The organism is Shewanella schlegeliana (genome assembly GCF_016765635.1).
In the GTDB taxonomy this organism is placed as follows: Bacteria; Pseudomonadota; Gammaproteobacteria; order Enterobacterales; family Shewanellaceae; genus Shewanella; species Shewanella schlegeliana.
Map to the genome: position 1 here is coordinate 91,050 of NZ_JAESVD010000004.1, position 24,853 is coordinate 115,902.

The 24,853-nt window shown below is 45.9% G+C and carries 22 protein-coding genes; 9 read left to right on the forward strand and 13 right to left on the reverse strand.

Annotation, left to right across the window (positions count from 1 at the left end; all coding sequences use genetic code 11):
- Positions 1-82: 82 nt before the first annotated feature.
- A complete protein-coding gene (locus tag JMA39_RS08180) occupies positions 83-820 on the forward strand; it encodes a YciK family oxidoreductase (RefSeq protein ID WP_202721392.1) in 738 nt (245 codons plus the stop codon).
- A gap of 121 nt (positions 821-941) precedes the next feature.
- On the opposite strand, the gene rluB is transcribed toward JMA39_RS08180, so the two are convergent.
- From rluB to rnm, 5 genes are all read right to left on the reverse strand, one after another.
- Positions 942-1,814 carry a 23S rRNA pseudouridine(2605) synthase RluB gene (gene rluB / locus JMA39_RS08185; protein ID WP_202721393.1) on the reverse strand — a complete coding sequence of 291 codons (873 nt, stop codon included), beginning with the start codon at positions 1,812-1,814 and terminating at the stop codon, positions 942-944.
- Positions 1,807-2,403: an SMC-Scp complex subunit ScpB gene (gene scpB / locus JMA39_RS08190; RefSeq protein WP_202721394.1), complete on the reverse strand. Its 597-nt coding sequence runs from the start codon at positions 2,401-2,403 to the stop codon at positions 1,807-1,809. Before scpB ends, rluB begins: the two co-directional genes overlap by 8 nt.
- Positions 2,404-3,192 carry a segregation and condensation protein A gene (locus tag JMA39_RS08195; protein WP_202721395.1) on the reverse strand — a complete coding sequence of 263 codons (789 nt, stop codon included), beginning with the start codon at positions 3,190-3,192 and terminating at the stop codon, positions 2,404-2,406.
- A gap of 192 nt (positions 3,193-3,384) precedes the next feature.
- On the reverse strand, positions 3,385-4,005 hold the full coding sequence (locus tag JMA39_RS08200; protein ID WP_202721396.1) for an L-threonylcarbamoyladenylate synthase: 621 nt from the start codon (positions 4,003-4,005) through the stop codon (positions 3,385-3,387).
- Entirely contained in the window at positions 4,002-4,880 is an 879-nt protein-coding gene (gene rnm, locus JMA39_RS08205) for an RNase RNM (protein ID WP_373316320.1), read from the reverse strand. Before rnm ends, JMA39_RS08200 begins: the two co-directional genes overlap by 4 nt.
- Before the next feature lie 177 nt (positions 4,881-5,057).
- Here rnm and JMA39_RS08210 point away from each other — a divergent pair, with 177 nt between their 5' ends.
- From JMA39_RS08210 to xthA, 4 genes are all read left to right on the forward strand, one after another.
- Complete coding sequence (locus JMA39_RS08210) at positions 5,058-5,417, forward strand: hypothetical protein (RefSeq protein WP_202721398.1); 360 nt, start codon at positions 5,058-5,060, stop codon at positions 5,415-5,417.
- 211 nt (positions 5,418-5,628) lie between these two features.
- On the forward strand, positions 5,629-6,174 hold the full coding sequence (locus JMA39_RS08215) for a septation protein A (RefSeq protein WP_202721399.1): 546 nt from the start codon (positions 5,629-5,631) through the stop codon (positions 6,172-6,174).
- The gene (locus JMA39_RS08220; protein ID WP_202721400.1) at positions 6,174-6,473 is read left to right on the forward strand and encodes a YciI family protein; all 300 of its coding nucleotides are present in this window, start codon (positions 6,174-6,176) and stop codon (positions 6,471-6,473) included. The genes JMA39_RS08215 and JMA39_RS08220 overlap by 1 nt, the downstream gene beginning before the upstream one ends.
- An 18-nt stretch (positions 6,474-6,491) precedes the next feature.
- The gene (xthA, locus tag JMA39_RS08225; protein ID WP_202721401.1) at positions 6,492-7,298 is read left to right on the forward strand and encodes an exodeoxyribonuclease III; all 807 of its coding nucleotides are present in this window, start codon (positions 6,492-6,494) and stop codon (positions 7,296-7,298) included.
- A 148-nt stretch (positions 7,299-7,446) separates the two neighbouring features.
- Here xthA and JMA39_RS08230 read toward each other — a convergent pair whose 3' ends face one another.
- From JMA39_RS08230 to JMA39_RS08240, 3 genes are all read right to left on the reverse strand, one after another.
- Complete coding sequence (locus tag JMA39_RS08230) at positions 7,447-8,895, reverse strand: methyl-accepting chemotaxis protein (RefSeq protein WP_202721402.1); 1,449 nt, start codon at positions 8,893-8,895, stop codon at positions 7,447-7,449.
- Positions 8,896-9,030: 135 nt separating this feature from the next.
- A complete protein-coding gene (locus tag JMA39_RS08235) occupies positions 9,031-9,519 on the reverse strand; it encodes a DUF1097 domain-containing protein (protein WP_202721403.1) in 489 nt (162 codons plus the stop codon).
- Positions 9,520-10,032: 513 nt separating this feature from the next.
- Complete coding sequence (locus JMA39_RS08240) at positions 10,033-10,677, reverse strand: MBL fold metallo-hydrolase (protein WP_202721404.1); 645 nt, start codon at positions 10,675-10,677, stop codon at positions 10,033-10,035.
- Positions 10,678-10,965: 288 nt separating this feature from the next.
- Between JMA39_RS08240 and JMA39_RS08245 the strand changes: the two genes are divergently transcribed.
- Positions 10,966-12,267: an alpha/beta fold hydrolase gene (locus JMA39_RS08245; protein ID WP_202721405.1), complete on the forward strand. Its 1,302-nt coding sequence runs from the start codon at positions 10,966-10,968 to the stop codon at positions 12,265-12,267.
- A 221-nt stretch (positions 12,268-12,488) separates the two neighbouring features.
- Entirely contained in the window at positions 12,489-12,683 is a 195-nt protein-coding gene (locus JMA39_RS08250; protein WP_202721406.1) for a DUF4250 domain-containing protein, read from the forward strand.
- Between the two features lie 157 nt (positions 12,684-12,840).
- Here JMA39_RS08250 and JMA39_RS08255 read toward each other — a convergent pair whose 3' ends face one another.
- Entirely contained in the window at positions 12,841-13,908 is a 1,068-nt protein-coding gene (locus JMA39_RS08255) for a UDP-glucose--hexose-1-phosphate uridylyltransferase (protein WP_202721407.1), read from the reverse strand.
- 424 nt (positions 13,909-14,332) lie between these two features.
- Between JMA39_RS08255 and JMA39_RS08260 the strand changes: the two genes are divergently transcribed.
- The gene (locus tag JMA39_RS08260; RefSeq protein ID WP_202721408.1) at positions 14,333-15,229 is read left to right on the forward strand and encodes a LysR family transcriptional regulator; all 897 of its coding nucleotides are present in this window, start codon (positions 14,333-14,335) and stop codon (positions 15,227-15,229) included.
- A 210-nt stretch (positions 15,230-15,439) separates the two neighbouring features.
- Entirely contained in the window at positions 15,440-17,311 is a 1,872-nt protein-coding gene (locus JMA39_RS08265) for a methyl-accepting chemotaxis protein (protein ID WP_202721409.1), read from the forward strand.
- Between the two features lie 68 nt (positions 17,312-17,379).
- On the opposite strand, the gene JMA39_RS08270 is transcribed toward JMA39_RS08265, so the two are convergent.
- From JMA39_RS08270 to JMA39_RS08285, 4 genes are all read right to left on the reverse strand, one after another.
- Positions 17,380-19,467: a glycoside hydrolase family 97 protein gene (locus JMA39_RS08270; protein ID WP_202721410.1), complete on the reverse strand. Its 2,088-nt coding sequence runs from the start codon at positions 19,465-19,467 to the stop codon at positions 17,380-17,382.
- Positions 19,468-19,572: 105 nt separating this feature from the next.
- Complete coding sequence (locus JMA39_RS08275; RefSeq protein WP_202721411.1) at positions 19,573-21,642, reverse strand: hypothetical protein; 2,070 nt, start codon at positions 21,640-21,642, stop codon at positions 19,573-19,575.
- 168 nt (positions 21,643-21,810) lie between these two features.
- A complete protein-coding gene (locus JMA39_RS08280; protein ID WP_202721412.1) occupies positions 21,811-22,701 on the reverse strand; it encodes a helix-turn-helix domain-containing protein in 891 nt (296 codons plus the stop codon).
- A gap of 105 nt (positions 22,702-22,806) precedes the next feature.
- Positions 22,807-24,837, reverse strand: a complete 2,031-nt coding sequence (locus tag JMA39_RS08285) for a DNA topoisomerase III (protein ID WP_202721413.1) — start codon at positions 24,835-24,837, stop codon at positions 22,807-22,809.
- Positions 24,838-24,853: the final 16 nt, after the last annotated feature.

Sequence of the window (24,853 nt, forward strand, 5' to 3'; positions counted from 1 at the left end):
AATCGTTTGTTTAAAACAGCTGTTTATCATATCAGCGACTCTAGAAGTGACGGGCGTTTGCGCTCTGAGGAAGTATTAACTCATGTTGGAATATCAAGCAGCAAAAGATCTACTAAAAGACAAGACCATTTTAGTCACTGGCGCAGGAGACGGCATCGGTAAGGCCGCGGCAATCGCTTTTGCAAAACATGGCGCGACAGTTATCTTATTAGGCAAGACAGTAAAAAAACTAGAAGCTGTATATGACCAAATTGAACAAGCAGGTTACCCAACACCAGCAATTGTCCCTCTTGATCTTAAAGGGGCGACAGAGCAGAACTATAAAGACATGGCCGACACTATTGAAGAGCAGTTTGGCCAATTAGACGGCTTACTTCACAACGCTAGTGTGCTCGGAGTGTTAGGTCCATTTGAACATATGACGATGAACACAGTTGAAGAAGTGATGCAGGTAAATGTGATTGCCGAGATCATGCTAACCAAGGCACTGCTGCCAGTGATGCGTAAGTCACCAAGCGCTTCATTACTATTTACATCTAGCAGTGTCGGTCGTCAAGGGCGCGCGTACTGGGGTGAATACGCTATCTCTAAATTTGCTACCGAAGGCATGATGCAATCACTTGCCGATGAGTATGCACAGACCAATGTACGTGTAAATAGCATTAATCCGGGTGCAACCCGCACGGGTATGCGTGCCAACGCTTACCCAGCTGAAAACCCACAGACACTAAAGGCGCCTGATGAGATTATGGCGACTTACTTATACCTTATGGGTGAAGACTCTAAAGAGATCAATGGTCAACAGCTAAACGCTCAGTAAACCTCTCTTATCTGGGTTCAACTAAAAACAACCAGTTTAAAAACAAAAAAGGCCGCAATTCGCGGCCTTTTTAATACCCATCTTTTAAACGATAAGATTTAATCGACAAGCGAGTTAGCAATTAGCTACGCTGACGCGATGGCTTTGGTCTACCCGAAGCAACTTTATGCTTATGTACAGCACGCTTAATCTTTGCGCTACGTACTTTATTACGAGCAACACTGTGTTTGTCAGTGCCAAGAAGAGAACGAGTCTCCTCATCCATACCAGCAGTTTGACGTAAGTAGTTAACCTGCTCAATTGGCAGCTCAATCCAACCACCACGGGGCAGAGATTTAGGTAGCTCAATCATACCGTAACGAATACGGATAAGGCGGCTTACTTGTACTTCTTGAGATTCCCAAAGACGGCGAACTTCACGGTTACGACCTTCAGCTAAGCTGACGTGCCACCATTTGTTCATACCTTCGCCACCCGCAGCTTTAACTTTATCAAAGTGCGCTGGACCGTCTTCTAGGGTCACACCCATACGTAAACGTTGAATACAGCCATCAGTCACTTCACCAAACGTACGTACCGCGTATTCACGCTCAACTTCATTTGATGGATGCATCAAGCGGTTTGCTAATTCACCGTCAGAGGTAAATAGTAATAGACCAGAGGTGTTAATATCCAATCGTCCTACGGCAACCCAGCGAGAATCGCGAGTCTTAGGTAGACGGTCAAATACCGTTGGACGTCCTTCTGGGTCTTTACGACTACAGATCTCACCCTCTGGCTTATGGTAGGCGATCACTCGACAAACCACTTCTTCTTCAGAACGAATAGAAACTGCACGCCCATCAATACGAATTTTAGCGTCAGTCTCGACACGATCGCCTAAGCTTGCAATTTCACCGTCAACACTAACTCGGCCTGCAGCAATCCATGCCTCCATCTCACGACGGGAGCCATGGCCTGCACGGGCCAAGACTTTCTGCAATTTTTCACTCATTAGTAGACTCTTCTGTTTTTTCGGTCACGCCGCTCTCAACGCGGAACAACGCATCCAATGATTTGGCATCGGAAAGAGGCGGAAGGTCCGCAATGCTATCAATACCAAAATAAGCTAGAAACTCGTTAGTGGTCGCATAAAGCGCCGGTCTACCCGGAACCTCTTTATGCCCAACCACTTTAATCCAGTTTCTATCGTTTAAACTCTTAATAATGTGGCTGCTAATCGCAACCCCACGAACAAACTCAATGTCACCTCGGGTGACTGGTTGGCGGTAGGCAATCACCGCCAGGGTTTCTAGAGTCGCACGCGAATATTTCGGTGCTTTCTCCTGCCATAGCGGTTGTAAAAACGGACTCAATTCAGCCAATGTCTGAAATCGATAGCCCCCCGCCACTTTAACTAATTGTACACCTCGGTTTTCATAATCGAGCTGTAACTCTTCAATACATGCCTTAATCTTAGCCCGTGACACATTAAAGTTAGACAAAACCGTCTCTTTCAATGCTTTTATCGTCATCGGCTTGGCTAACACAAATAGGCTAGCCTCAATTAACTGTTTAAGCTGATCTGGATTTATCTGAGACAATCAGTACGCCCTAACATGTATAGTTGAAAACGGCTCAGCTTGTACAAGCTCAACCAGTAACTCCTTGACTAGCTCCATCAAGGCCAAGAAACTCACTACCACCCCACTTCGCCCCTCTTCAAAATCAAACAGAGCTTCAAACGGTAAGTAGGTCTCGGCATTGAGCCTAGCTAAAATCTGTGCCATGCGTTCGCGCGTCGATAACACTTCACGCACCACATGGTGATTTTCCGTTGCTTCAATACGCTTTAATACTGATGAAAATGCTCGAGCAATCTCGGTAAGCGATACCTCTGGAGGCAGTAACTCAGGCTTAATGTTATCAGCAGGAATGGCTTTAGCCTGAAACAGATCACGCTCCATTCTAGGCAATTCATCCAGCTTTTCCTGTGCCTCTTTAATCACCTCGTAAGCTTTCAACTGACGGATCAGCTGTGCTCGCGGATCTTCTTCATCTTCATGCTCAACCTCGGGCCTTGGCAGTAATAGCCGAGACTTAATCTCGGCCAAGGTGGCTGCCATCACCAGATAATCTGCGGCAAGTTCGACTTTCGCCCCCTGCAGCAAATTAACGTATTCAAGGTACTGCTGCGTCACAGAAAATATCGGTAAGTCAACAACATCAAGTTTCTGTTTGCGGATTAAATAAAGGAGAAGATCTAACGGCCCTTCAAAAGACTCGAGAAAAACCTCCAGCGCTTCAGGAGGAATAAAAAGGTCTTTCGGCATCACCTTAAACGGTTCGCCGCGAACAACGGCTAAAGGCAATTTTTGCTGAACGCCCTCCATCCGTAATACCCTCTATTTTCGCAAACGCGCGATTATACCCGTATACCTAAGCTACCTCAAGCCACTCGTTTCTGAGCTGCGTAAGGCAAGTCGAGGCGACTTAGGTACCAATGCTGCCCGACTAAAGCTGTTACCGTTACTATTTGACTTGAACAAAGACAACTGTGACGATTTTGAACAACCCCATAACCTTTAAAGGAATGGCGTTACATCGCCAGCACCTTCACGGATCACTTCAATCTCGCCATCCGATAAGTCAATCACAGTGGTTGGCTTTTCACCTAAATAACCGCCGTGAATAATTAAGTCGACTTGATGCTCTAGGATGTCACGAATATGCTCAGGATCAGATTCGGTGAAATCCTGCCCCGGTAAAATCAGACTGGTTGACATCAATGGCTCACCTAACGCTTCGAGTAGCGCGAGTGCGATAACATTGTCAGGAACACGAATACCTATGGTCTTCTTCTTCGGATTTTGAAGACGTTTAGGTACCTCTTTCGATGCCATAAAGATAAAAGTATAAGGCCCGGGCGTATTTTGCTTAAGTAAGCGGTAGGCTTGATTATCAACACGAGCATAAGTTGCTAACTCTGACTGATCGCGGCACATCAACGAAAAGTTATGATCATTTTCAATCTGTCTGATGCGAGCAATTTTGCTCATGGCATTTTTATCACCAATCAGGCAGCCTAACGCATAACCCGAATCGGTAGGATAAACAATCACACCACCACTTTTTATCACATTTACGGCTTGGCTAATTAAGCGTGCTTGAGGGTTTTCCTCATGCACATAAAAGAACTGACTCATTGTACTACCTTCCATTTATCTGACTGCCAAACCCAATCCACTCCTTGGGGTTGGAACATATTTTTACCGATCTCAATCCAACTACTCGGGAAATGAAAATCGCTACCTAACGAGCATGTCAGCCCATTATTAATACTTAGGGCGATCAAATTATTCCGATCGTCGATAGTCTGCTGACCAAGAACCACTTCCATCGCATCACCGCCAGCCTCTTTAAATTCACGTACCAAACGTTTGAGCCACTTGGCAGAGAGTTTATAACCGCTTGGGTGCGCTAACACTGCGACTCCACCCGCTTGATGAATAACCTCGATAGCGCTGGCCATATCTCCCCAATTATTAGGAACATAACCTGTCTTACCTCGAGCTAAATATTTTTTAAACACATTGGCTGTAGTGGTCGCGTAGCCTTGCTCAGCTAACCAACGTGCATAGTGGCCTCGACTAATAGCGGCACCAGCGGCAAACGTTTTTGCCCCTTCATAGGCACCTTCAATACCAGCCTTCGCAAGCCGCTCGCCAATCTGTTTGGCTCGACTCGATCGTAACTCACGTTGATTCACTAAAAATGAGGCCAAGCCGACATTATTGATATCAAGATTAAGGGCAACGATATGAATATCGAAATTGTTCCAACGAGTAGAGACCTCAATACCATTAATCAACTCGAGCGGCGTTTGATGGGCTTGATTAAACTCATGTGCCTCATTTAAACCGTCGATGGTGTCATGGTCGGTAATAGCAAACATTTGCACGCCTTTGCTTATTGCGCGCTCAATCAGTTGTGACGGGGTCAATTGACCATCTGATGCGGTCGTATGGCTATGCAAGTCAACCAGTTTAACGTCTGTAATATTTTCATCGTTCATGGGCATATGATACTTGAGTTTACCGACTAAAGGTGATTTTAATCCGGTTTTTAGCAATTTATCAGTACAGCTCACCGGTTACATGCGCACAGCTTATAATCACTATGAGTAATTGTGCATTCAATCGCCTACACCCAAACTCCATAATGCACCGCCACACTCAATGGTATCCAATACTTTTTTATGAATAAACTCATTACCCTAATCATAGCGTTGCTAATCGCTATCACCACACCCGCTGTCGCTCAGAATGTACTTAAGGACGCGGTGCGTCTCAATAGGGATATCAATAAAGCAGAGAAGCAATACAATAAACAGGTCAAAAAAACCAAGCGTAAACTTGATAAGGCTCAAGCTAATATTGACTCTGTTAAAGAGGGACACTACGCCAACAAACGATTACAGAAAATAGAAGGTAATGCCGTAAAAAAATTTAACAAAACAAAAGATAAGCTGGATCCGAGAGACGAGATTACCGACAAGGTAAGAAAGGATCTAAAACAACAAAAACGCCAAGCAATCGACAACTGGCTAGCAGACTAAGCAACATGCCCTGAATACTCAGCGATACAGGGCGATTCACCTCTCTGTTTGAAGTAAAACATACGTAGAGCCGCATCTATAAATTAACAACAAACCAAACCTCATAACCCAGTTATAGATTCAAGTCACCGTCATCGGCTATCACTTTTGCCAGCTCAGCTTGCATGCTACACTCGGCCCCACTTTTTGAATTTGAAACTGACACGACCCTATGAAACAGTTGCTCGACTTTTTGCCTCTGATTATCTTTTTTGCCGTCTATAAGTTTTTCGATATCTATGTTGCTAGTGGTGCGTTAATTGCCGCTACTGCCCTACAGCTCGTTATTAGCTACATGCTTTATAAAAAACTAGAAAAAATGCACCTCATCACCTTTGTGATGGTGACGGTATTTGGTTCATTAACCCTTATCTTACATGACGACTCATTCATTAAGTGGAAAGTTACTATCGTCTACGCCCTATTTGCTATTGCCCTCGGTGTTAGCCAAATAATGAATAAGCCGCTACTAAAAAGCATGCTAGGCAAAGAGCTTGTCGTTGAAGATAGAGTATGGGCAAGGGTCACCTGGTATTGGGTCATTTTTTTTGTAGTCTGCGGCCTAGTGAATATCTATGTCGCCTTTAGTTTATCTCAAGAAACTTGGGTTAACTTTAAGGTATTTGGCTTAACAGCTCTAACGCTTGTCAATACCGTGTTAACTGTGGTTTACCTGTTTAAAAACATGTCTGAAGAAGATCGTAAGGAGCTAAAATAATGTGGTACATGATTTCATCGCAAGATATTGAAAATAGCTTAGAGAAACGTCTATCCGTTCGTGCAGATCACCTAGCGCGCCTGCAACTTTTAGCCGATGAAGGCCGCCTATTAATTGCAGGCCCACATCCAGCTATTGACAGTGAAAATCCTGGTGAAGCGGGCTTTACCGGCTCTTTAGTGGTTGCCGACTTTCCATCGCTTGAAGACGCTCAGTGTTGGGCCGATGCAGACCCTTATATTGCTGCTGGCGTGTACGAGAGCGTTATCGTTAAGCCTTACAAGTTAGTATTGCCGTAAATTTTAAAGGACCAAAAAATGAAGATTGTTTCATTTAATATCAACGGATTGCGAGCTAGGCTACACCAACTACAAGCCCTGATCGATAGCCATCAGCCAGATATTATCGGCCTGCAAGAAACTAAGGTTCACGATGAAGCCTTCCCAGTCGCCGATGTTGAAGCTATGGGTTATAAGGTACATTACCATGGTGGCAAGGCACATTATGGTGTTGCTATGCTATCAAAATCTGAACCTATCAAGGTACAAAAAGGCTTCCCAACTGATGAAGAAGACGCTCAGCGTCGTATGATCATGGGCAGCTTCATGCAGGAAAATGGTCGCACACTAACGGTAGTTAATGGTTATTTCCCTCAGGGTGAGAATATCAGCCATGAAACCAAGTATCCTGCTAAGCGCAAGTTCTACAAAGACTTGATGTTATACCTAAACGAGTATCACAGCAGTGAAGAAGATATCGCGATTATTGGCGATATTAATATCTCTCCAGTGGACCTTGATATCGGTATTGGCGAGCCGAATGCTAAACGCTGGCTTAAAACCGGTAAGTGTAGCTTCCAACCGGAAGAGCGTGAGTGGTTAAAAACCCTGATGGACTGGGGATTAGTCGACACTTTCCGTGAGCTTCATCCTGAGCGTAGTGAGCGCTATTCTTGGTTTGATTATCGCAGTAAAGGCTTTGTCGATAACCGCGGTCTGCGCATCGATGTGATATTGGCAACTAAGTCATTAGCTGAGCGTCTTGTTGAATCTGATGTAGATTATGATCTGCGTGGTATCGAAAAACCGTCAGATCATGCACCGATCTGGAGCACATTCAACTAACTTGCTAGCCCATGCAATCCTTTATACTGGTGCACGCTTAGCTAAATAGAAACTGTTAGCCACAAAAAATGCCAGCAATTGCTGGCATTTTTATTATCGACTTAACTCGAAAATCAGCCGGGAGCTTAAGCCGAAGTTCGGTGTAAAGTTAGCTGACCTTGTATTGAGCTAAGATCTGCTCTAAGCCTTGAGAGGAACCGGCTAAGTTCGCCGCTAAGCTCACCGAGTTCTGCGCGGTTTCTTTAATAGTTTCAGCCTGAATTCGGATATCATTCAACTGAGTGGCAATTTCACGTGAAGCGACACTTTGCTCCTCAGATGACGCTGCAATTTGCGAGCTCATATCGAATACGATGCTGATGGACTGTGCCATGCTGGCAACGTCTTGGCCCACCGACTCAATCGCTACTCGCCCTTTGTCTGCCTCAGACACGATATCATTAGTAATATTAGACAGTTTTCCTGTGCCCGTTTGTAGCCCCTCGATCATCGATTGGATCTCAACCGTTGCCAGCTGGGTACGGCTAGCAAGTGTTCTCACTTCATCGGCAACAACCGCAAAGCCTCTACCCTGCTCACCCGCTCTCGCAGCTTCAATTGCCGCGTTAAGTGCTAATAGATTTGTCTGCTCGGAAATACTATTAATCGTCGTCACCACGGCGCCGATATCCGTTGCCGCATGAGACAAGTCTTCAACCGATACCGAGGCTTCAGAAATTTTCCCCGTCAACACACCGATACGCTCTATCGCTACACCGATTAACTCCTGGCTATTTGCTGCCTGAGTCGCATTTTGTTGAGTTTGTTCAGAGGTGTTCGCAGCGCTATGTGAAACTTCCTCCACAGCAGCGGTCATTTGCGACATAGCTACGGCAACCGTATCCAAAAATTGATGTTGATTATCGGTGAGTTCTTCACTGCGTCCCGCTTGCTGAGTAAACTCATCAGCCGCTTCATTAAGCGTTTGCGCATTGTGCGAAATGGCTTGTACCATCTCACTCATATTATCGGCACTACGGTCAATCTCACGAGCGATGAGACTGAAATCATCTTTTCCAAAGAAGTTAAGCCTTTGGCTCAAATCACCATCGGCTAAACGTTTAATGGCCATATACATGTCCCATAGACCACCACCTAGAGAGGTCGATACCCAGTAACTGAGCAGGAACAGAGGTAATAAGCCGATAAAGGCTAGTAGCAACATCTTATTGGCATCGGCGAGCGCTGCTTGCTCCCAACTGACTACATCGACTTGAGCAGTTAGCACCTTATCACCAACTCGAGCGCTCACTGTGAGAGAATTATTGCGCCTTTCAGTCACTGGGCCCTGGGTAACGCTAAGTCCTGCATGCTGAGCAAATTCTACAAGCTCTGTTCCTGTCAGTGCTTGAGCATTCGCGATAGCGGCATAGGCATCAATACTCGATTGCGCACGATTTAGAGAGGAAGATTCGATTAGGGATTTGCTATTGTTGTAATTGAACGTGGCGATAGCAGCAGTGATCAGTGTCACCATGGTACAAATCACCCAGAACTTACCGTTCAAGCTAAGTTTGATTAGTACGGCATCGACTTTACGAAAACTAATCTGTTTCATTATGATCTTTCCTTGGCTTAGGCCTTACGCATACCGCTCAAATCCCCCCCTAGAGGGCTAAATGAAGAGCTAAATTGAGGGCATAGGTAGCTATTTTTTATAATTTTTAATAATAACTCAGAGCAGCCGTAGCAACTAAGATTCTTTTATCTCAGCGACCGACGCACCCTGCATTCTTTGAGTTAAATTGATAAGTTGCCCTGTTAGCAAGCTCATACTGTAGCCCAGCACGGCACCCAGCAATAGCGGCGGAATAATCGCTGCGATATCAGCGCCCATGGCAAAAGTAATACAACAACCGATAAAGGCACCGGGAATGAATGCCAACTTTTGGTGGCTCGCTTGTAAGCACATGGCTGCTGTTGCGATCCCAGTAAAGGTGTACCCCATCAAAGGTGACACGAAGAAGCCACTACCGGATATGATTAACCAGCCCCAGAATACGCCTGACAGATTCGTTGCCATGGCCATCAGCATACCCTTTACACCCGAGTGGGTTTGAGCAAAGAAAGTGCTACAGCTTAGAAAGCCTATCCAAGTTACAAGATGAAGTGCATCGGCAACACCAGCCCATACAGCTGCAAGTAACCCTGCCGAAATAGCAATCTGCCAACGATTTTCCATAGCCAACCTCTTTACGTTCAATCAGCTCGAAGTGAGCCAATTAGTATCAGGTGAGCTAAATTACCTTTTTTATATGTAAAAAAACACGATCTATACCCAACTATCCACGTCAATTGGCGATAAAGCGCACAAAAACGCCAATTTTGTAGTAAAAAAACTGATTAATCGCTAACGACAAGTAAAGTAGTCGATGGATATAAAATATACTTTAGTATGAGATATTCAGTACAGGGACATCTAGTTCAGGTGGGCAGTTTACGTTTCAATTAATGTTTCGCTGTTAATCAACAGTGCTAAGTCTCTGAGAAAAGTCTCTGAGATAAGCCACTAAAATAAGTCACACCTTAACTGCCACTACCTCTTTTCTTATATAGTGACATATTTAAATATGTGGCATATTCAAAAACAAAACAGCACCGCACTTTCTGTCATAAAGCGCTATCGTTAAGCCCAATCGTTAAGTGCGGTGCTGCAAGTTAGATTTTCAAACGAACTCGACCCGTTTTGTAATGACTAGCTAAATAACTGATCGGCAACAAATGGGTTCTGTATGCGCTCATCACCAAAAGTCGATAGTGGGCCATGACCAGGGATAAACTGCACATCGTTACCTAATGGCCAAAGCTTTTTAGTGATCGAGTCAATTAAATCTTGATGATTCGAGAGTGGGAAATCTGTTCTGCCAATAGAGCCTCTAAACAGCACATCACCAACCCAGGCTAATTTATCCGATTCGGCAAAAAATACCACATGACCAGGGGTGTGACCCGGACAATGTAGTACTTTTAAGACGAGGTTACCCACGCTCACTTCATCGCCCTCTTCGAGGTACTGAGTCGGCGTAAAAGCATCACAATGAACAAAACCAAAGTGTTGACTCTGTTTTGGCAAGCTATCTAGCCAGTAATCATCCGCTTTGTGGGGGCCGACGATCGGCACATTAAGTTGTTCGGCTAATAATTTCGCGCCGCCGACATGGTCAATATGGCCGTGGGTCAGTAATACTTTTTCAATGATCAGGTTATTTTTACTGGCCTGCTCAAGGATCCGCTCAACGTTGCCACCAGGGTCGACCACGGCCGCCTTCATGGTCTCTTCGCACCAGATTAAACTACAATTTTGCTGAAATGGGGTGACGGGTATTAACTGATACTTCATCGATAATCACCTAAGACTCTATATTACGCTGTGAATAGCTAAAGACTACGCGAAGTTGACCCTTTCGACTAATAATTATTGGCAATAATTTGCCCCAAAGCTCACAAAAGCTGCACTATTTTGGCAACTGAGCAAGCTTGAACTGTAGCGAGATCTTGCCAATAGCATAAACACTGCATTGGTCATATTTTTTGGTATACAATCAATTTGATTTGCTTGCAACAAGGACTCCCTGCTCAAGTAAACACTTAATAATAAAATCATACTCATCAAAAAAAGGCCAACTTAATGACTTATGAATTCTCAGCCCAACAGACATTTGCTGGCATGGTGAGCCGTAAACATCAATTTCGCTTACCGCTGGATTATCAAGCTCCCGATGGCGAGCAGATTACGGTTTTCGCTCGAGAGCTATCAAGCCCTGAACATCAAGACAAGAGCCTGCCCTTTATCGTTTTTTTCCAAGGTGGCCCAGGGTTTGGTGCCATCCGTCCTGCAGCAAGTGGCGGCTGGGTAAAGCGTGCACTCAAAGAGTATCGAGTATTACTACTCGATCAACGCGGCACAGGGCTTTCTACACCTGTGAGCTATGCCAGCCTGGCGCACCTTTCGGCCTCAGAGCAGGCTCAATATTTAAGTCACTTTAGGGCCGACAATATCATTCGTGATGCAGAGTCTATTCGTAAGCAACTCACCAAAGATGAGAAATGGACCATCCTTGGGCAAAGTTTTGGCGGCTTCTGCGTGCTCAAATACCTAAACGATGCCCCACAAGGTTTGGCTGAAGCCTATATCACTGGCGGTATTCCATCGCTGACTCGCACCGCCGATGAAGTCTATCAAGCGACTTATAAACGTGTACTCACGAAAAACCACGACTTCTTTAACCGTTTTAGCGATGCGCGGGAGTTAATTGACTCCCTTGTGAAGCATATTCAAGCCAACGAGGTGATCCTTGCCACAGGTGAGCGCCTAACGGTTGAGATGCTGCAATTGCTTGGTATTAATATCGGTATGGAACAAGGCCCTGAAAGTGTCTATTACCTACTCGAGCAGGCATTGATCGAAACGGCATCTGGAATCCAAGTTAATCCACTTTTCTTGGCACATTTCTGTCAACTACTTGATTTCAACACTAACCCGATTTTTGCCTTGCTACATGAGTCTATCTACTGTCAACAAACGGCATCTAACTGGGCAGCCCATCGCGTGAGAGATCGGTATCCAGAATTTAACTTCAGCGCCGATAAGCCATTTCTTTTCACGGGTGAGATGATCTACCCATGGATGTTCGAGCAGTTTAATAACCTAAAGCCGTTGCAGCAAGCAGCTCAGAACCTTGCTCAGAAACAGGACTGGCCAAGCCTATATCAAGTCGACAAACTTGCTAATAATCGGGTCCCAGTTGCCGCAGCCATATACAGTGAAGATATGTTTGTTGAGATGCAGTACAGCCTAGAAACCGCAGCGAACGTCGGTAACTTAAAGTATTGGCTAACCTCTGAGTATGAGCACAACGGCATTCGTATGGATGGCGAGCATATTCTCGATAGATTAATTACAATTAATCGCGGGGAAAAGCTACGTTAATTAAGAAACACTTAAGCTTGATAGGACATTATGTAATCTGTTCCTCACCTGTATCACTTTCGCAAGCCTTTTTAAGGCTTGCTTTTTTTTGTCTTAAAATGCCTTCCCTTCTAACATTGGAAATTCCTCGGTTTAGCGCACATACTTTTTTAATATCGATTCGTTATCTAAGGTTAGACCCGAGCCGAATTTTATGACCATGCCAGCTTAAGGGGACATTTATGAACAGCGACAAACTTGCCACACTACCGGCGGAGATCTTAGTCGGTATCGCCAACGAACACCTACGTTTAAACTGTAAAGATCGGCAGGCGCTATTTTATGATCTTGATATCGAGAGTGAGCTATTAGAACAAAAGTTGGCTGCAAGCGGATTTGAGTATGACCCTAGCTGCAACCAATATAAGCCGCGCTAACCGATACGCACTAAAGCAGCAAAGCCTCTCACTAAAAACGCCTGTTTTTACCAAGCAAACATACATCTCTATTTTATATTCCTGTTTGCTTAAAGCTGTTTAAAGTCGCCTCTTTTACAAGGCCGATTAAACACCTTACTGACAGTGTACTTATCCGTTAATCCTGTCTCTGTTCTAATAGCTTGTAGTGCGCGCCACAGGCGCCTCGTAGACGCTCTGCCGCCTGCTCAGGAGTGAGATCTCGCTGAGCTTCAGCCAACATTTCATAGCCCACCATAAACTTCTTAACGCTGGCACTTCGCAGTAATGGTGGATAGAAATGAGCATGTAAGCGCCATTCACTGTGCTCTAGAGCATCATATGGCGCGCCTTGCCACCCCATAGAATAGGGAAAAGAGCAGTTAAATAGATTGTCATAACACGTTGTGAGCTGTTTTAAGATCTCTGCCAGTGACACCTGCTGTGCTTCACTAAGCTCTGTCATACGCTTGATCTCAAACCGTGGTAATAACAGAGTCTCAAATGGCCACCCTGCCCAATAGGGCACGACCACCAGCCAATCATCGTTGTAGACCACTACGCGCTCCTGACGCTCGAACTCCTTTTCCACGTAATCGGCCAGCAGATTGCCTCCGTATTGTGTGCTATATGCCTGCAAGTTTTGCTGCTTTTTCGCCACTAAACTGGGTAACTGGCTCTGGGCCCAGATTTGTCCATGGGGGTGAGGATTTGAGCAGCCCATGGTTGCGCCCTTATTTTCAAAGATCTGCACCCAAGCATACTGCTTGGCTAACTCTTCACTCTGATCGCGCCAAGTGCTGATCACTTGCTCAATTTGAGTGGTAGACAACTCAGGCAGCGTCTTGGCGTGATCGGCAGAAAAACAGATCACCCGGCTCTCTCCTCGTTCAGTGCTAAAACGAAATAGCGGATCGCTATCGCTGGCCTCTGGGACATCAGGAACTAAGGCGGAGAAATCATTTTGAAATACAAAGGTTCCTTGATAATCAGGGTTAACCTCACCATTGGCGCGAGTGTTACCGGCGCACAAGAAACAGCCCTCATCATAGGAGGGCGAAGAGGCAGCTTCAGCAGCCTCCACCTGCCCAAGCCAAGGTCGCTTAGCGCGATGAGGTGCCAAAAGAACCCACTCAGAAGTCAGAGGATTATATCTACGATGAGAATGTTCACTGGGGTCAAACTCTGGGTCAATTTTTTGCGTCATGAGCAAGATTTTCAAGCCATAGGAGAGTACCCGTATGCTCGTCTAGTTAAGCCCGAGAGTCATTCCTGAAAAGGTGCTTTTAACTCCTATAAAAACACTATTCTTACTAAATTGCCTCCCTTATCCAGTTAAGTTTCTTAACAAAAGGTGCTTGGCTAAAGCATTGCTGTTTAGTCTGCTGCTGGAGTTAACTGTAACATCACTGACCTTATATGTTGTTGATGAAGAAAGGCTTATTGTCGATAGTATTAACACTCTCAGCGAGAAGCTGAAATAGGAATTATTGATTTTTCTTATTATGATAATTTTCAGTTATCATTGTTGAAGTGCACGACAAGAGGTTAAACGGAGTAATCGTTCATCTCCAATCGTGGACTTCACCACGGTGTTAAAACAACTTAGGTAGTCAATCCAAGGAACTACAATGCTCAATCCTATTTGGTTACATACCTTTAAAACCCTTATTGATACCGGGCACTTTACCCAAACCGCTGAAAAGTTACATATGACTCAACCCGGCGTGAGCCAACAGGTGAAGAAGCTAGAGCAAGCTTGCGGTCATGAGTTGATTAAAAGATTCAACAAGCAGTTTGAAATTACCGAGCAAGGTCGGCAGGTCTATCAGTACGCTATCGAGTCTGCAAGCAATGAAGCCAAGCTGATAGAAAATTTAAATTTTGATGACCCCTACTCGGGATTATGCAGCCTGTCCTGCTCTGGCGCATTAGCACTGCTGTACTACCCTGAATTACTTAAATTACAACAACGCCACCCTGCACTTTCAATTCATTTAGAAGCGGCACCCAACCATAAGATCTTAGAAGAGATAGCCGATGGCAAAATTGATCTTGGATTGGTCACCCACAAACCCAATATCAACCAATTCCATAGCATACCGATAGGACTTGAGCCGTTATGTCTTATTTTTCCAAAAGACTATGAAGATAAACCGCTCGATTCGAATGTCCTGAATCGATGTGGCATCGTCAAACACCCTGACGCTGACCATTATTTGTCGCTGTACTTTGATCAATGTGAAAGCCCAGAATTTATCGGGCTAAATATTGAAACCTTACCCACAGCTAGCTACGTTAATCAGCTCAGTCAAATTCTGCTGCCCGTTTCCATGGGGCTCGGCTTTACCGTCCTTCCTAAGAGCGCATTCGATAGTTTTTTCCATAAAGAGAGACTCAGTGTTCACATGCCAAAGACTGCGGTTACCGAGCAAGTTTACTTAGTTCATAAGCGTAACCGCCAATTACCGACACGCTACCAAATATTAAAGAAACTGTTAAAACACTGTCTAAGTAACTGCGATTAACTCTGGTTAATTATTGTCCAAAAACCGTCTAACAGGCTTAAATGTGTAATTTATTTACACATTGTTGAGTTATTCACTTTTTGAACAGCAATTAGTGTGCGAAAATAGCACCAAACAAGTGGTTAACTTTCAGTTTAACCCATCTAATAACAGTCGCTATCGTTCCTACAAGCCGAAACATCACTTACTTGTAAAAAAATAAGACATCAAATGAATTCATATTCGCTCAAGAAAAAAATTCTTCTCTCCGTTGTGCTCGCCTTTTCAGTCGTGATCGGACTGCTATCATGGCAAAGTTTTTCCAGCCAAAAGCAGCTGTTACTGCAAAGCAGTGTCGATCAGGTGCGTCAACTTGGTGAACAACAAGCTAAACGAATAGATGAGTGGTTAGCAGATCGACAAGGAATTGTTGCCGCTAGCGCCGCAAAAATAGATGGCGATAGTTTAAATGTATTACAGCAAGCACAGCTATCTGGGCCTTTTGAGCTATCCTATTTCGGTTCTCAAACTGGTCAAATGCTAGACTCAGACCCGAGTATTGATCGCACAGGATATGACCCTCGCAGCCGTACTTGGTATCAGCAAGCGATGGCAAAACAAGGTCCAATTTTGACTAAGCCATATATCGATGTTGCCTATGATATTTTAGTCGTTTCTATGGCGCAGCCCGCCCCGGGTGGTGTCGTTGGTGGCGATCTATCTATTTCGAGTCTTGTCGATAGTGTAAACAGTATGCAGCTACCGGCGAAGGGTTACGCCATCATGATGCACAAAGATGGCACCGTTATCGCCTATAAAGATCACGCTAAGTCGATGGGGCCAATTCAAAATATCGACCCACAGCTGAATGCTCAGGTTGCAACGAAGAGTCGCCAATCAGGAAGTCTATTACCGCTGTATTTTCAAAGCGAGGGCCGAGATAAGCTAGTGTGGGGAACAGAGATCCCAAATACCGACTGGGAGCTCATTTTTGTTCTAGATAAAGACGCCCTTGAGGCGCCGCTAACTACCTTATTACTAACTCAGGTTGGCCTCGCGACTTTAGCTCTAGTCATTAGCATATTAGCCATCTCATGGTTCTTAACGGTGTTGTTAGCCCCACTTGGCCGTGTATCCCAAGCACTAGCTCATATTGCCGATGGAAATGGCGATCTCACCCAGCGCATTGAAATCGATAGCCATGATGAAGTCGGTGTATTGGCGAGCAGCTTTAATCGCTTTGTCGCTAGCCAACACCAATTGATCAGCCATATCCGTCAACTGGCCAGTGAGCTAGAGGCCGATGCCCAGCAAAGTTTACTCACTAACCAAAACACGGTTAATGAACTGCAGCGCCAACAGCAAGAGGTGACTATGGTTGCGACAGCCGTTACCGAGATGGCAAGTGCAACCCATGAGATCGCCGCCAATGCTGAGAATACCGCGATAGCCGCTCAACAATCGGCCACCAGTAGCGAAGCGGGCAAAGGCTTGGTTGATAAGACTCGTAACACCATTAACTCACTCGCCAATGAGGTCGGTGAAGCGACCGATGTCATCGGAGAGCTAAACCTGCATGCTCAAGCAATTTCAGGTATTTTGACCACTATTCAAGGTATCGCAGAGCAAACCAATTTGTTGGCATTAAACGCAGCAATCGAAGCGGCTCGCGCTGGTGAGCAAGGCCGAGGGTTTGCCGTGGTCGCCGATGAGGTGAGAGTCCTATCTCGTCGTACACAAGACTCGACACAAGAGATCTATACCACGATTGAGACCCTACAAAACACCACTCAAAAAGCGGTGCTATTGATGCAAAGCAGCCAAGGTCTAGCCAGTAACAGCGTGGTCGATGTGAACGCGGCAGCTCAAGCACTTGAGGAGATCACTCAAGCGGTGAATGTTATTTCGGATATGGCGAGCCAAATTGCCACTGCAGCCGAGGAACAGACACAAGTTACGAACGAGATCACTCAAAATACCGTTGCGATTAAAGATGTAACCGATGACATCACCGAATCATCGATGGAGCATTTAAACCAAGCTCAAATCCTTAAAGATAGAGCCGATAATCTCAATAATAAGGTCGAGACCTTTATCTTGTAGTGATACCAGCAGTAAAAAGGCAAGCCTATTGGCTTGCCTTTCTTATTTAACATAGCACTATTTAGGGGTTAGTGTGGACTCAAACGTGCCACCCAACCACCGCTTGGTGCAAGCTGGATTTTAATCAGGCTTTGAGCCGTTACCACTTCACTCTTCGACGCATAATCACTGCCATAGCGATGTGCATTCGGCCCATCAGTAATACTGTGCATCTGATACAGCTTGTTATCGCTGCCAAGAAAACTCAAATCTAGGGTGAACTCCCTTTGCTTTGAGTTACCCATCACCCCGATAAACCATTGATTGCCTGAACGTCTCGCAATCATTATATGGTCACTAATCTTAGCTGACAGCACCTGAGTCTCATCCCATACCGTTGGCACACGGGTGATGAACTCTGTGCTCTCATGCTCACGCAGATAGTGTGATGGCGTGTCGGCAAGCATCTGCAGTGGGCTTTCAAACACCACATACATAGCAAGTTGGTGAGCCCGAGTGGTCTTGCTCATCGGACGGTTAAAGTTAATATTAAAGTTCTCAGGTTGAGCATTCACCATGGCGCCTGGGGTGTAATCCATCGGGCCTGCAAGCTGGCGAATAAACGGCAGAGTTAAGTTATGCTCGGCAGTGATATAGTCACCCCATTTATTATGCTCAAGCCCCCGCACACCTTCTCGAGTGATCACATTAGGGTAAGCGCGGCGCAGACCCGCAGGCTTATATGAGCCATGAAAGTCCACCAAGAGTTTACGCTGTGCTGCCAGTTTGGCGATCTTCCAGTAATAATTGACCATGGCCTGATCGTCTCGCTGCATAAAGTCGACTTTTATCCCTGCAGCGCCCCACTGCTCAAACCTGTCGAGCGCCACTTCAAGTTCATTATCCAGCGTCTTCCAGATCACCCAGAGGATCACATCGACATTTTTGCTCTTACCATAAGCGATGATCTCCTCTACATCGATCTCATCAACAACATTGAGCACACTGTCTAAATGATGCCAGCCTTCATCTAACACTATGTACTCGATGCCAAACTTAGCCGCAAAATCGATGTAATACTTATAGGTTTGAGTGTTGAGCCCAGCGTTAAAGTCGACCCCAAATACATTGTTAGCATTCCACCAATCCCAAGCCACTTGACCTGGCTTGACCCAGCTTGCATCGATGGCCAGTTCATCGGCCAACAAATATGACAACTCATTGGTGAGCAGCTCTGCATCATTTTGCGCGATGGCAAAGACGCGCCAAGGAAACAGAGCCGAGGCTGGTGATGTGCTTATCGTCTCTCTGCTGGCAATATAATCGGCGCGCTGAATAATATGCTCATTTCTATCAGAGTCTTGCTTAAGCTCGCTCTTGAGTACAACCGCAGGAAAGCGGGCGTTAAATCCTTGCTTACCACTGCCCTCAAGCCAGAGGCCGGGATAGTCTCTTAAGCCTGTCTCAGTAATAACCAACTTAATATCATCGACATCCACTAATAGCGGCAAGCTAGCAAACTGCTCTGAGCTGATTTCAGTTAATCGCTTAGGAAGATAAAGACGCTCGTTATGGCTAATAAAGCTTGTTTCTTCGGGAAAGAGCACCCGATGATCGCCATCAAAGTTCAACGCAACCGTTTCACTGCTAACCACTAATGCGCCGCCTTGCTCGGTGGTAAAGCGGTAGGCTAATCCCTGATCGAACAGCCTAAAACTAAGCGCAAGCTGATTATCAAAACTCAGCGTGAGCTGGTTATAGTGCTCTTGGACTCGCTTGGATTTTTGCTGAACATGGGGCTGCAGTTCACGGTTAACAGTAAGGTGTTTAACATCAATGACCTTAGCCTCACTTAAGCTGGACTTCATAGCTTGAAGCACGATGTCAGCAACGGACTCTTTCAGCACAGGCTTACCCGATACGGTAAGCGAATAACGGACGCCTTTTTCTGCAGGAGCGCTGACAGTTAAGCTTAACTCTCCATTAGGTGAGGTTAAGCTATAGGGCCCTTGGATTTCAGCTGCGTTGGCGGCTCCAATAGCGCTTAGCAATAAACCGAACGCTAAACCGTTAGCGAAGCGGCTAACTAAACGACTAACTAAACGACCAACTAAACCAGCAGCTAAGCCCCTAGTAATCCAGCCCAGTGTTAAAGATTTAAAAGATAATGTCTTCATTGATTTCCCTAGCCAATCTTGAGCAAGCAAAGCCGCTATTAACTGTCAAAGCCATAAAAAAACAGGTTAAGTGAATGCCACTTAACCTGCTTCGATTACCAAACCTTAAAGGCTGACACTGATAGGAGCCTGACCGTCCCAGCTAAACTGCTGCAGCTCGCCCAGCTCCTGTTCTATGGTGACATTAAAACCCTGCTCACTGCCTTCTACGCGGCTCACACAAACATCGAAGTTACTCTCGAAGGCTCGAATATGCTTCAAGCACATATTGTCCCAAGTCGCTGGCAGATAGGGCGCCAGCTCGAAACGCTTGAAGCCCGTTGGCTCAATACCAAAAATGCCTTCGGTCACCACGCGAGCATAAAGGGCGCTCTCGGCTGACAGGTGACGCTGATCGCCTTCAGGCCACGCCTCGACAGCGTAAGGCACATGCTCACCTAGCAGACGCTTACGAGAGTAGTACTTAAAGTAACGCATCGCAGTATCTGTCTCTTGGGCTGCAAAAATGCCTCTAAAAGCATACAGTGTTGCTCGGTCCCAAAAGGTTTTATTACCCGCTTCACTGTAGATCCCATCGGCACTCCATAAATGCTCAGATAGGACGGCGGCAAGGGTTTGATCTTTACGGTCAAACACGCCAAAGGAAAATGGCAGCGCAATCCAGGCCCTTAGCTTATCGTTCCCTTCATAGTACTGATAGGTATCAAAGCCTTGCACATTGGCACCAAAATAGGCCTCGATATCTTTAGCCAGCTTCTTGGCGCGCTGTTGATAGTCTCTAGCTAACTCACTACGCCCAAGCTCGTTATTTAAATGGCTCGCCGAGATCAAGGCGCCATAGGTCAGCATGTTAGTGCTTAAGTTGACATCCCCCGCAGGAAAACGTCCCTCCAGCTCATCACTGTCCGATGCAATAACTCCCTCATCCGTTTGCTTGGCGTAACTAAAATCGATACACCAATCGATTAAAGGCAATAACGCCTTCGCCTGCTCTTCATCGCCATAGGCCAGTGCAAAACGGCTAGCGCCATAGGCTATCATCGCGCAGTCGCCTCTATCGCCTGCACCGTTCCAGATATCATCGCCTTCGGCGATGATTGAAGATGGAATCGCCTTGCCCTCATCATTCATAAAGCGAGCAAAGTGTTCGAAACTATTAATCGCCGACTCGTTACCAACATCATTGCCGAGAAACGGAAAGAAGGGGTTGATATATTCCGCCTGATCGTTGGCCCAGATAGCAGCGTAATAACGTCCGCCGCCCGGAGCATGCATTAAGCCGCCTTTAGTTCTAAAAATCGATTCCGCGCTGCGTAACTTGGCAAATTCAAACATCTTATTGATGTTCTCATCGGGCGTGATCAGCTGTAGATTTTGATTCAGGGTCGCCACATACTCATCACGCAGTATAATCTCTTTCGCCCCATCAAATTGTCGATTCTGGCCCGCTTTAGTGGCCTTAAAGTCCACATAGATGGTTAGGCTGTCATCGGGTTCGAGATTAAATTCGCCCACCTTATCACTGCTGGCTTCGATTCGATAACTGCCATATACCCCTTCCTCGGCTGGGATATCGATGCGGTAATCAAGCGCATCTATACTCAACGCCACAGTTTTGTCACTAGCATTACTAAAGGTCAGTGCCTCAACCATCACAGGCTGCCTAGTGCTAGCAGATAACAAGCGCGTGAGTGTAATGCCTTGCCCAATTTGGCTCGTCAGCGTAAGACGACCATCAATACTCGCCTGTTTAAGCAGCTCTTGCTCTACAGCTTGACCATTGATAGCAATACGCGGCGATACCGAAAGCGGGAAGTCATGGATAAGGCTGGCGTGAGTATCATTAGGTATGGTGCGCAGCATGGGCCACACCAGCTTTCTATTTAGGGTAAGTGAGCCATCCGCATCGCTACCATAATAGATAATGGCTGAGGCTTGCTCACCACTCATTTCGATATGATCTTGGTGGCTATCGTTCACATCCCAAACTAGACCGTTATCGGTAAGCAGCCAACGGTCGTTAAGCGTATCGGCTAAACCGTTTAAATACTGGCTATTTTCTTGTGCTTGGGCTGCATCACTAGTTAGCTGGTTTTCAATTTGGGGGTCATTTGAACAAGCGGATAAAATGGCAATGGCAATGGCACAGGCCGAGGTGGCAAATAGTTTTCTCATAGTTATCTCGTGATATAGGGCGATATTCAAGTCAGCTATTTAGCTAATAACCCAGAACTGTCCTCGCAGGTTATTAAAACTAATCAAAAAGTTGTTAAAACTGATTGAAGCATGAACAGTCACGAGCACTCTTACTAAAAAGCCGTGAAGCCTTCCTAAAAAATCACCTTAACCAATCACCTTGCGCCTAAACTCCAGTGGTGACATGGAAAATTCACGCTGAAAAATATCGTAAAATCGACTCACAGAGCCAAAGCCAGCTTCAAGGGCAATATTGAGTACAGGGCTTTGAGTATCAATGAGTAGCGCCTGAGCATGTTGCAGCCTTAGCTGATTAATGTACTGTTTGATCGACACCTTCATCACCCGATTAAATAACTTCATGGCATAGTTTTTATGTAAGCCCGTTGAGCTTGAAACATTTTCAATTGTGATTTTTTGATCGTAATTATCGGCAATATAACGCAGCATGGTTTGAATATGGTTTAAGCCACCGAAGACCTGCTTATCGTCCTGTAGCTCTCCTTGTTTAGTCACAGGCTTGGCTAACTCGAAAGTACTGTAATCCTCAATGGACATGCGCCGGATCCGGCCACGGATCTCATTAATAACCTGACTCGTTAGTAAGGGGGCTTGACGCTTAATATCGCTTTCCCAGATCTGTGTCAGCTCTTTATCACAAGCGTATAAACTGTCAGAGACGATAACCTCACCGTGCAGTAACTGGCTCACAAAGTGACTTGGCAACATCCAAGTTAAAAATGATTGCAGCGGGATATAGATATTAACCAGTTCACCGTCACCACGGGAAGCCGTCATTTGATGGGGAAAGGAGGCCCAGAAGATAATCATCCGCCCCTCTGGCACGGTGATCTCTTGACCATTAATCAAATAGTCTGCCGAGCAGTCGAAGAGGTAATTAATCTCTATATGCCCGTGCCAGTGGCTATGGGGCATGACCGCCGGTTTTTTACGATGAAAGCCAAACTGAGTATCTTGAGCTTGTACGGCCAATGGACTGGCTTCATTAAAGGAGATTTTCTCAACCCATTCAAACATCTGTCTAACCCCATGGCTACTGTTAGGTATCAAGCTACCCCATAGGGTTTAGTTAAACAATTGAAAGTTACTAAACAAGAATTAAGCTTGAGTTTATGGGAATCGCTATCCGCTCGCCTTTTTCCGCACCGCGGGCTTCTTCGCTGTGGCTGCTCTTTTAGTTGTTGATGCTTTATTAGTTGCTGACGTCCCCTTCTTGCCCGAATAGCGACGCTTTTTAAAACCGCCATCAGGCACTTTAACTCCCTGTAGCGACGTCGGTAACTGCGCTCCAGCCTGTGTAATTAACTGCTGAAGTGATGCCAATAAAGGCTCCATAAAACTTTGATACTTTGCCTCTTTACGGCTTATGGCATCGAGGTTATTTTCCCACAGTGCAGTCATATCGGGGGTGGTCGCACTTTGAGGTAAGCTGTTTATTAAGCCTTTGCCCACCTCGGTGGCCAAAATAGACTTCCCTTGGCGAGTTAAGTAGTTACGTTTAAACAGCAGCTCTATGATCCCAGCCCTAGTTGCCTCTGTGCCTAAGCCATCCGTCTCTTTTAAGATTTTTCGGATTTCACTGTCGGTAACATAGCGACTAATGCCTGTCATGGCACTGAGCAAGGTGGCATCGGTAAAATGCTTAGGTGGCTGAGTCTGCTTTTCCAGTAGTTCTCCTCGCTCGCAGAGCAATACTTGGCCCTTTATTAGAGCGGGAATATTGGCCAAATGTTCATCGTCATCGGATTGTGACTGCGATGTTTGGCTTTTTTCTTGGTCTGCTTTAGTTGGTTGCTTAAGCAGTTGCTTCCACCCCAACGCTACCTCTTGCTTGGCCTTAGTCTTAAATAAACCACCAGCGATAATGATTTCTACTTGGGTCTCTTTATAAAGATAAGCGGGATAAAACTGCATCAGGTACTGACGTGCGATCTGCAGATAAAGCTGCTTTTCGGCCTGGCTAAGGTTAGATAAATTAGCGGTTTTCTCGGTGGGGACGATCGCGTGGTGCGCATCGACCTTTTTGTCGTTCCACGCCTTAGATTTAAGCTTGGCATTAGGCTGCTCACAACCAGACACCAATTCGCTCGCACCACTCAGCACCGCACGAATAACACTCGGTGCTAACCCGTGTTGCTCAACCGGAAGATAACGGCTATCTGAGCGGGGATAGGTGATAAGTTTGTGCTTCTCATATAACGACTGACAGGTATCGAGCACAGATTTAGCACTCATACCAAAGCGCTTGGCCGCGTCGATCTGTAGTGCCGATAAGCTATAGGGCAAAGGCGCATTCTGTTTCTTGTCTTGCGCAACCACTTTTTCCACCCTTGCGCCTTGACCGCTAATACGGCCGACGACGTTCTGCGCTAACCCTTTCGACAGCACTCGCCCCTCTTCATCCATATAGGGCTGGCAGGCTTCGCTCGGTTGCCATTTTGCGCTAAAACGTTCTTGATTATCGGTGGCGAGGTGCGCTAACACCTCATAGAAAGGTTTAGAGACAAACTCTGCAATTTCGGCGTCGCGGCGCACCACTAATCCCAGTACCGGAGTTTGCACCCGCCCGACAGACAGCACGCCTTGATAACCGACCTTACGCCCTTGGATCGTATAAGCACGGGTCATGTTCATCCCGTAGAGCCAATCGGCCCGTGACCTTGCCAGTGCCGATGTCGATAATGGAATAAATTCACGGTTTGAGCGCAGCTGTCCCAGCGCCCTTTTCACCGCTTGGGGATTTAAGTCGCTGATCAATAACCGCTGCGCGTTTTGTAACTTAGCCCCTTTCACACCGAGATGAGCAATGATCTCATCGACTAGCAGTTGTCCCTCTCTATCAGGATCGCCGGCATTAACAAGCTGTGTGGCCTCTTTCACTAAGCCTCTCAGCACTGCTATCTGGCCACGCATCTTATATTTAGGCTTCATCTTCCAAGTCTCTGGCACAATGGGCAGGTGCTCAAACTTCCATGACTTGTACTCTGGCGAGTAGGCATCGGGCTCAGCTTGCTCAAGCAGATGGCCAACGCACCAAGAGACACAATCGCCATTGGCGGCACGAATAAAGCCATCACCTTTCTTTAGCGGTTTAGGCAACACATCGGCAATGGCTCTTCCAAGGCTTGGTTTTTCAGCAATATATAAGATCATGAGCAAGAATTAGGAT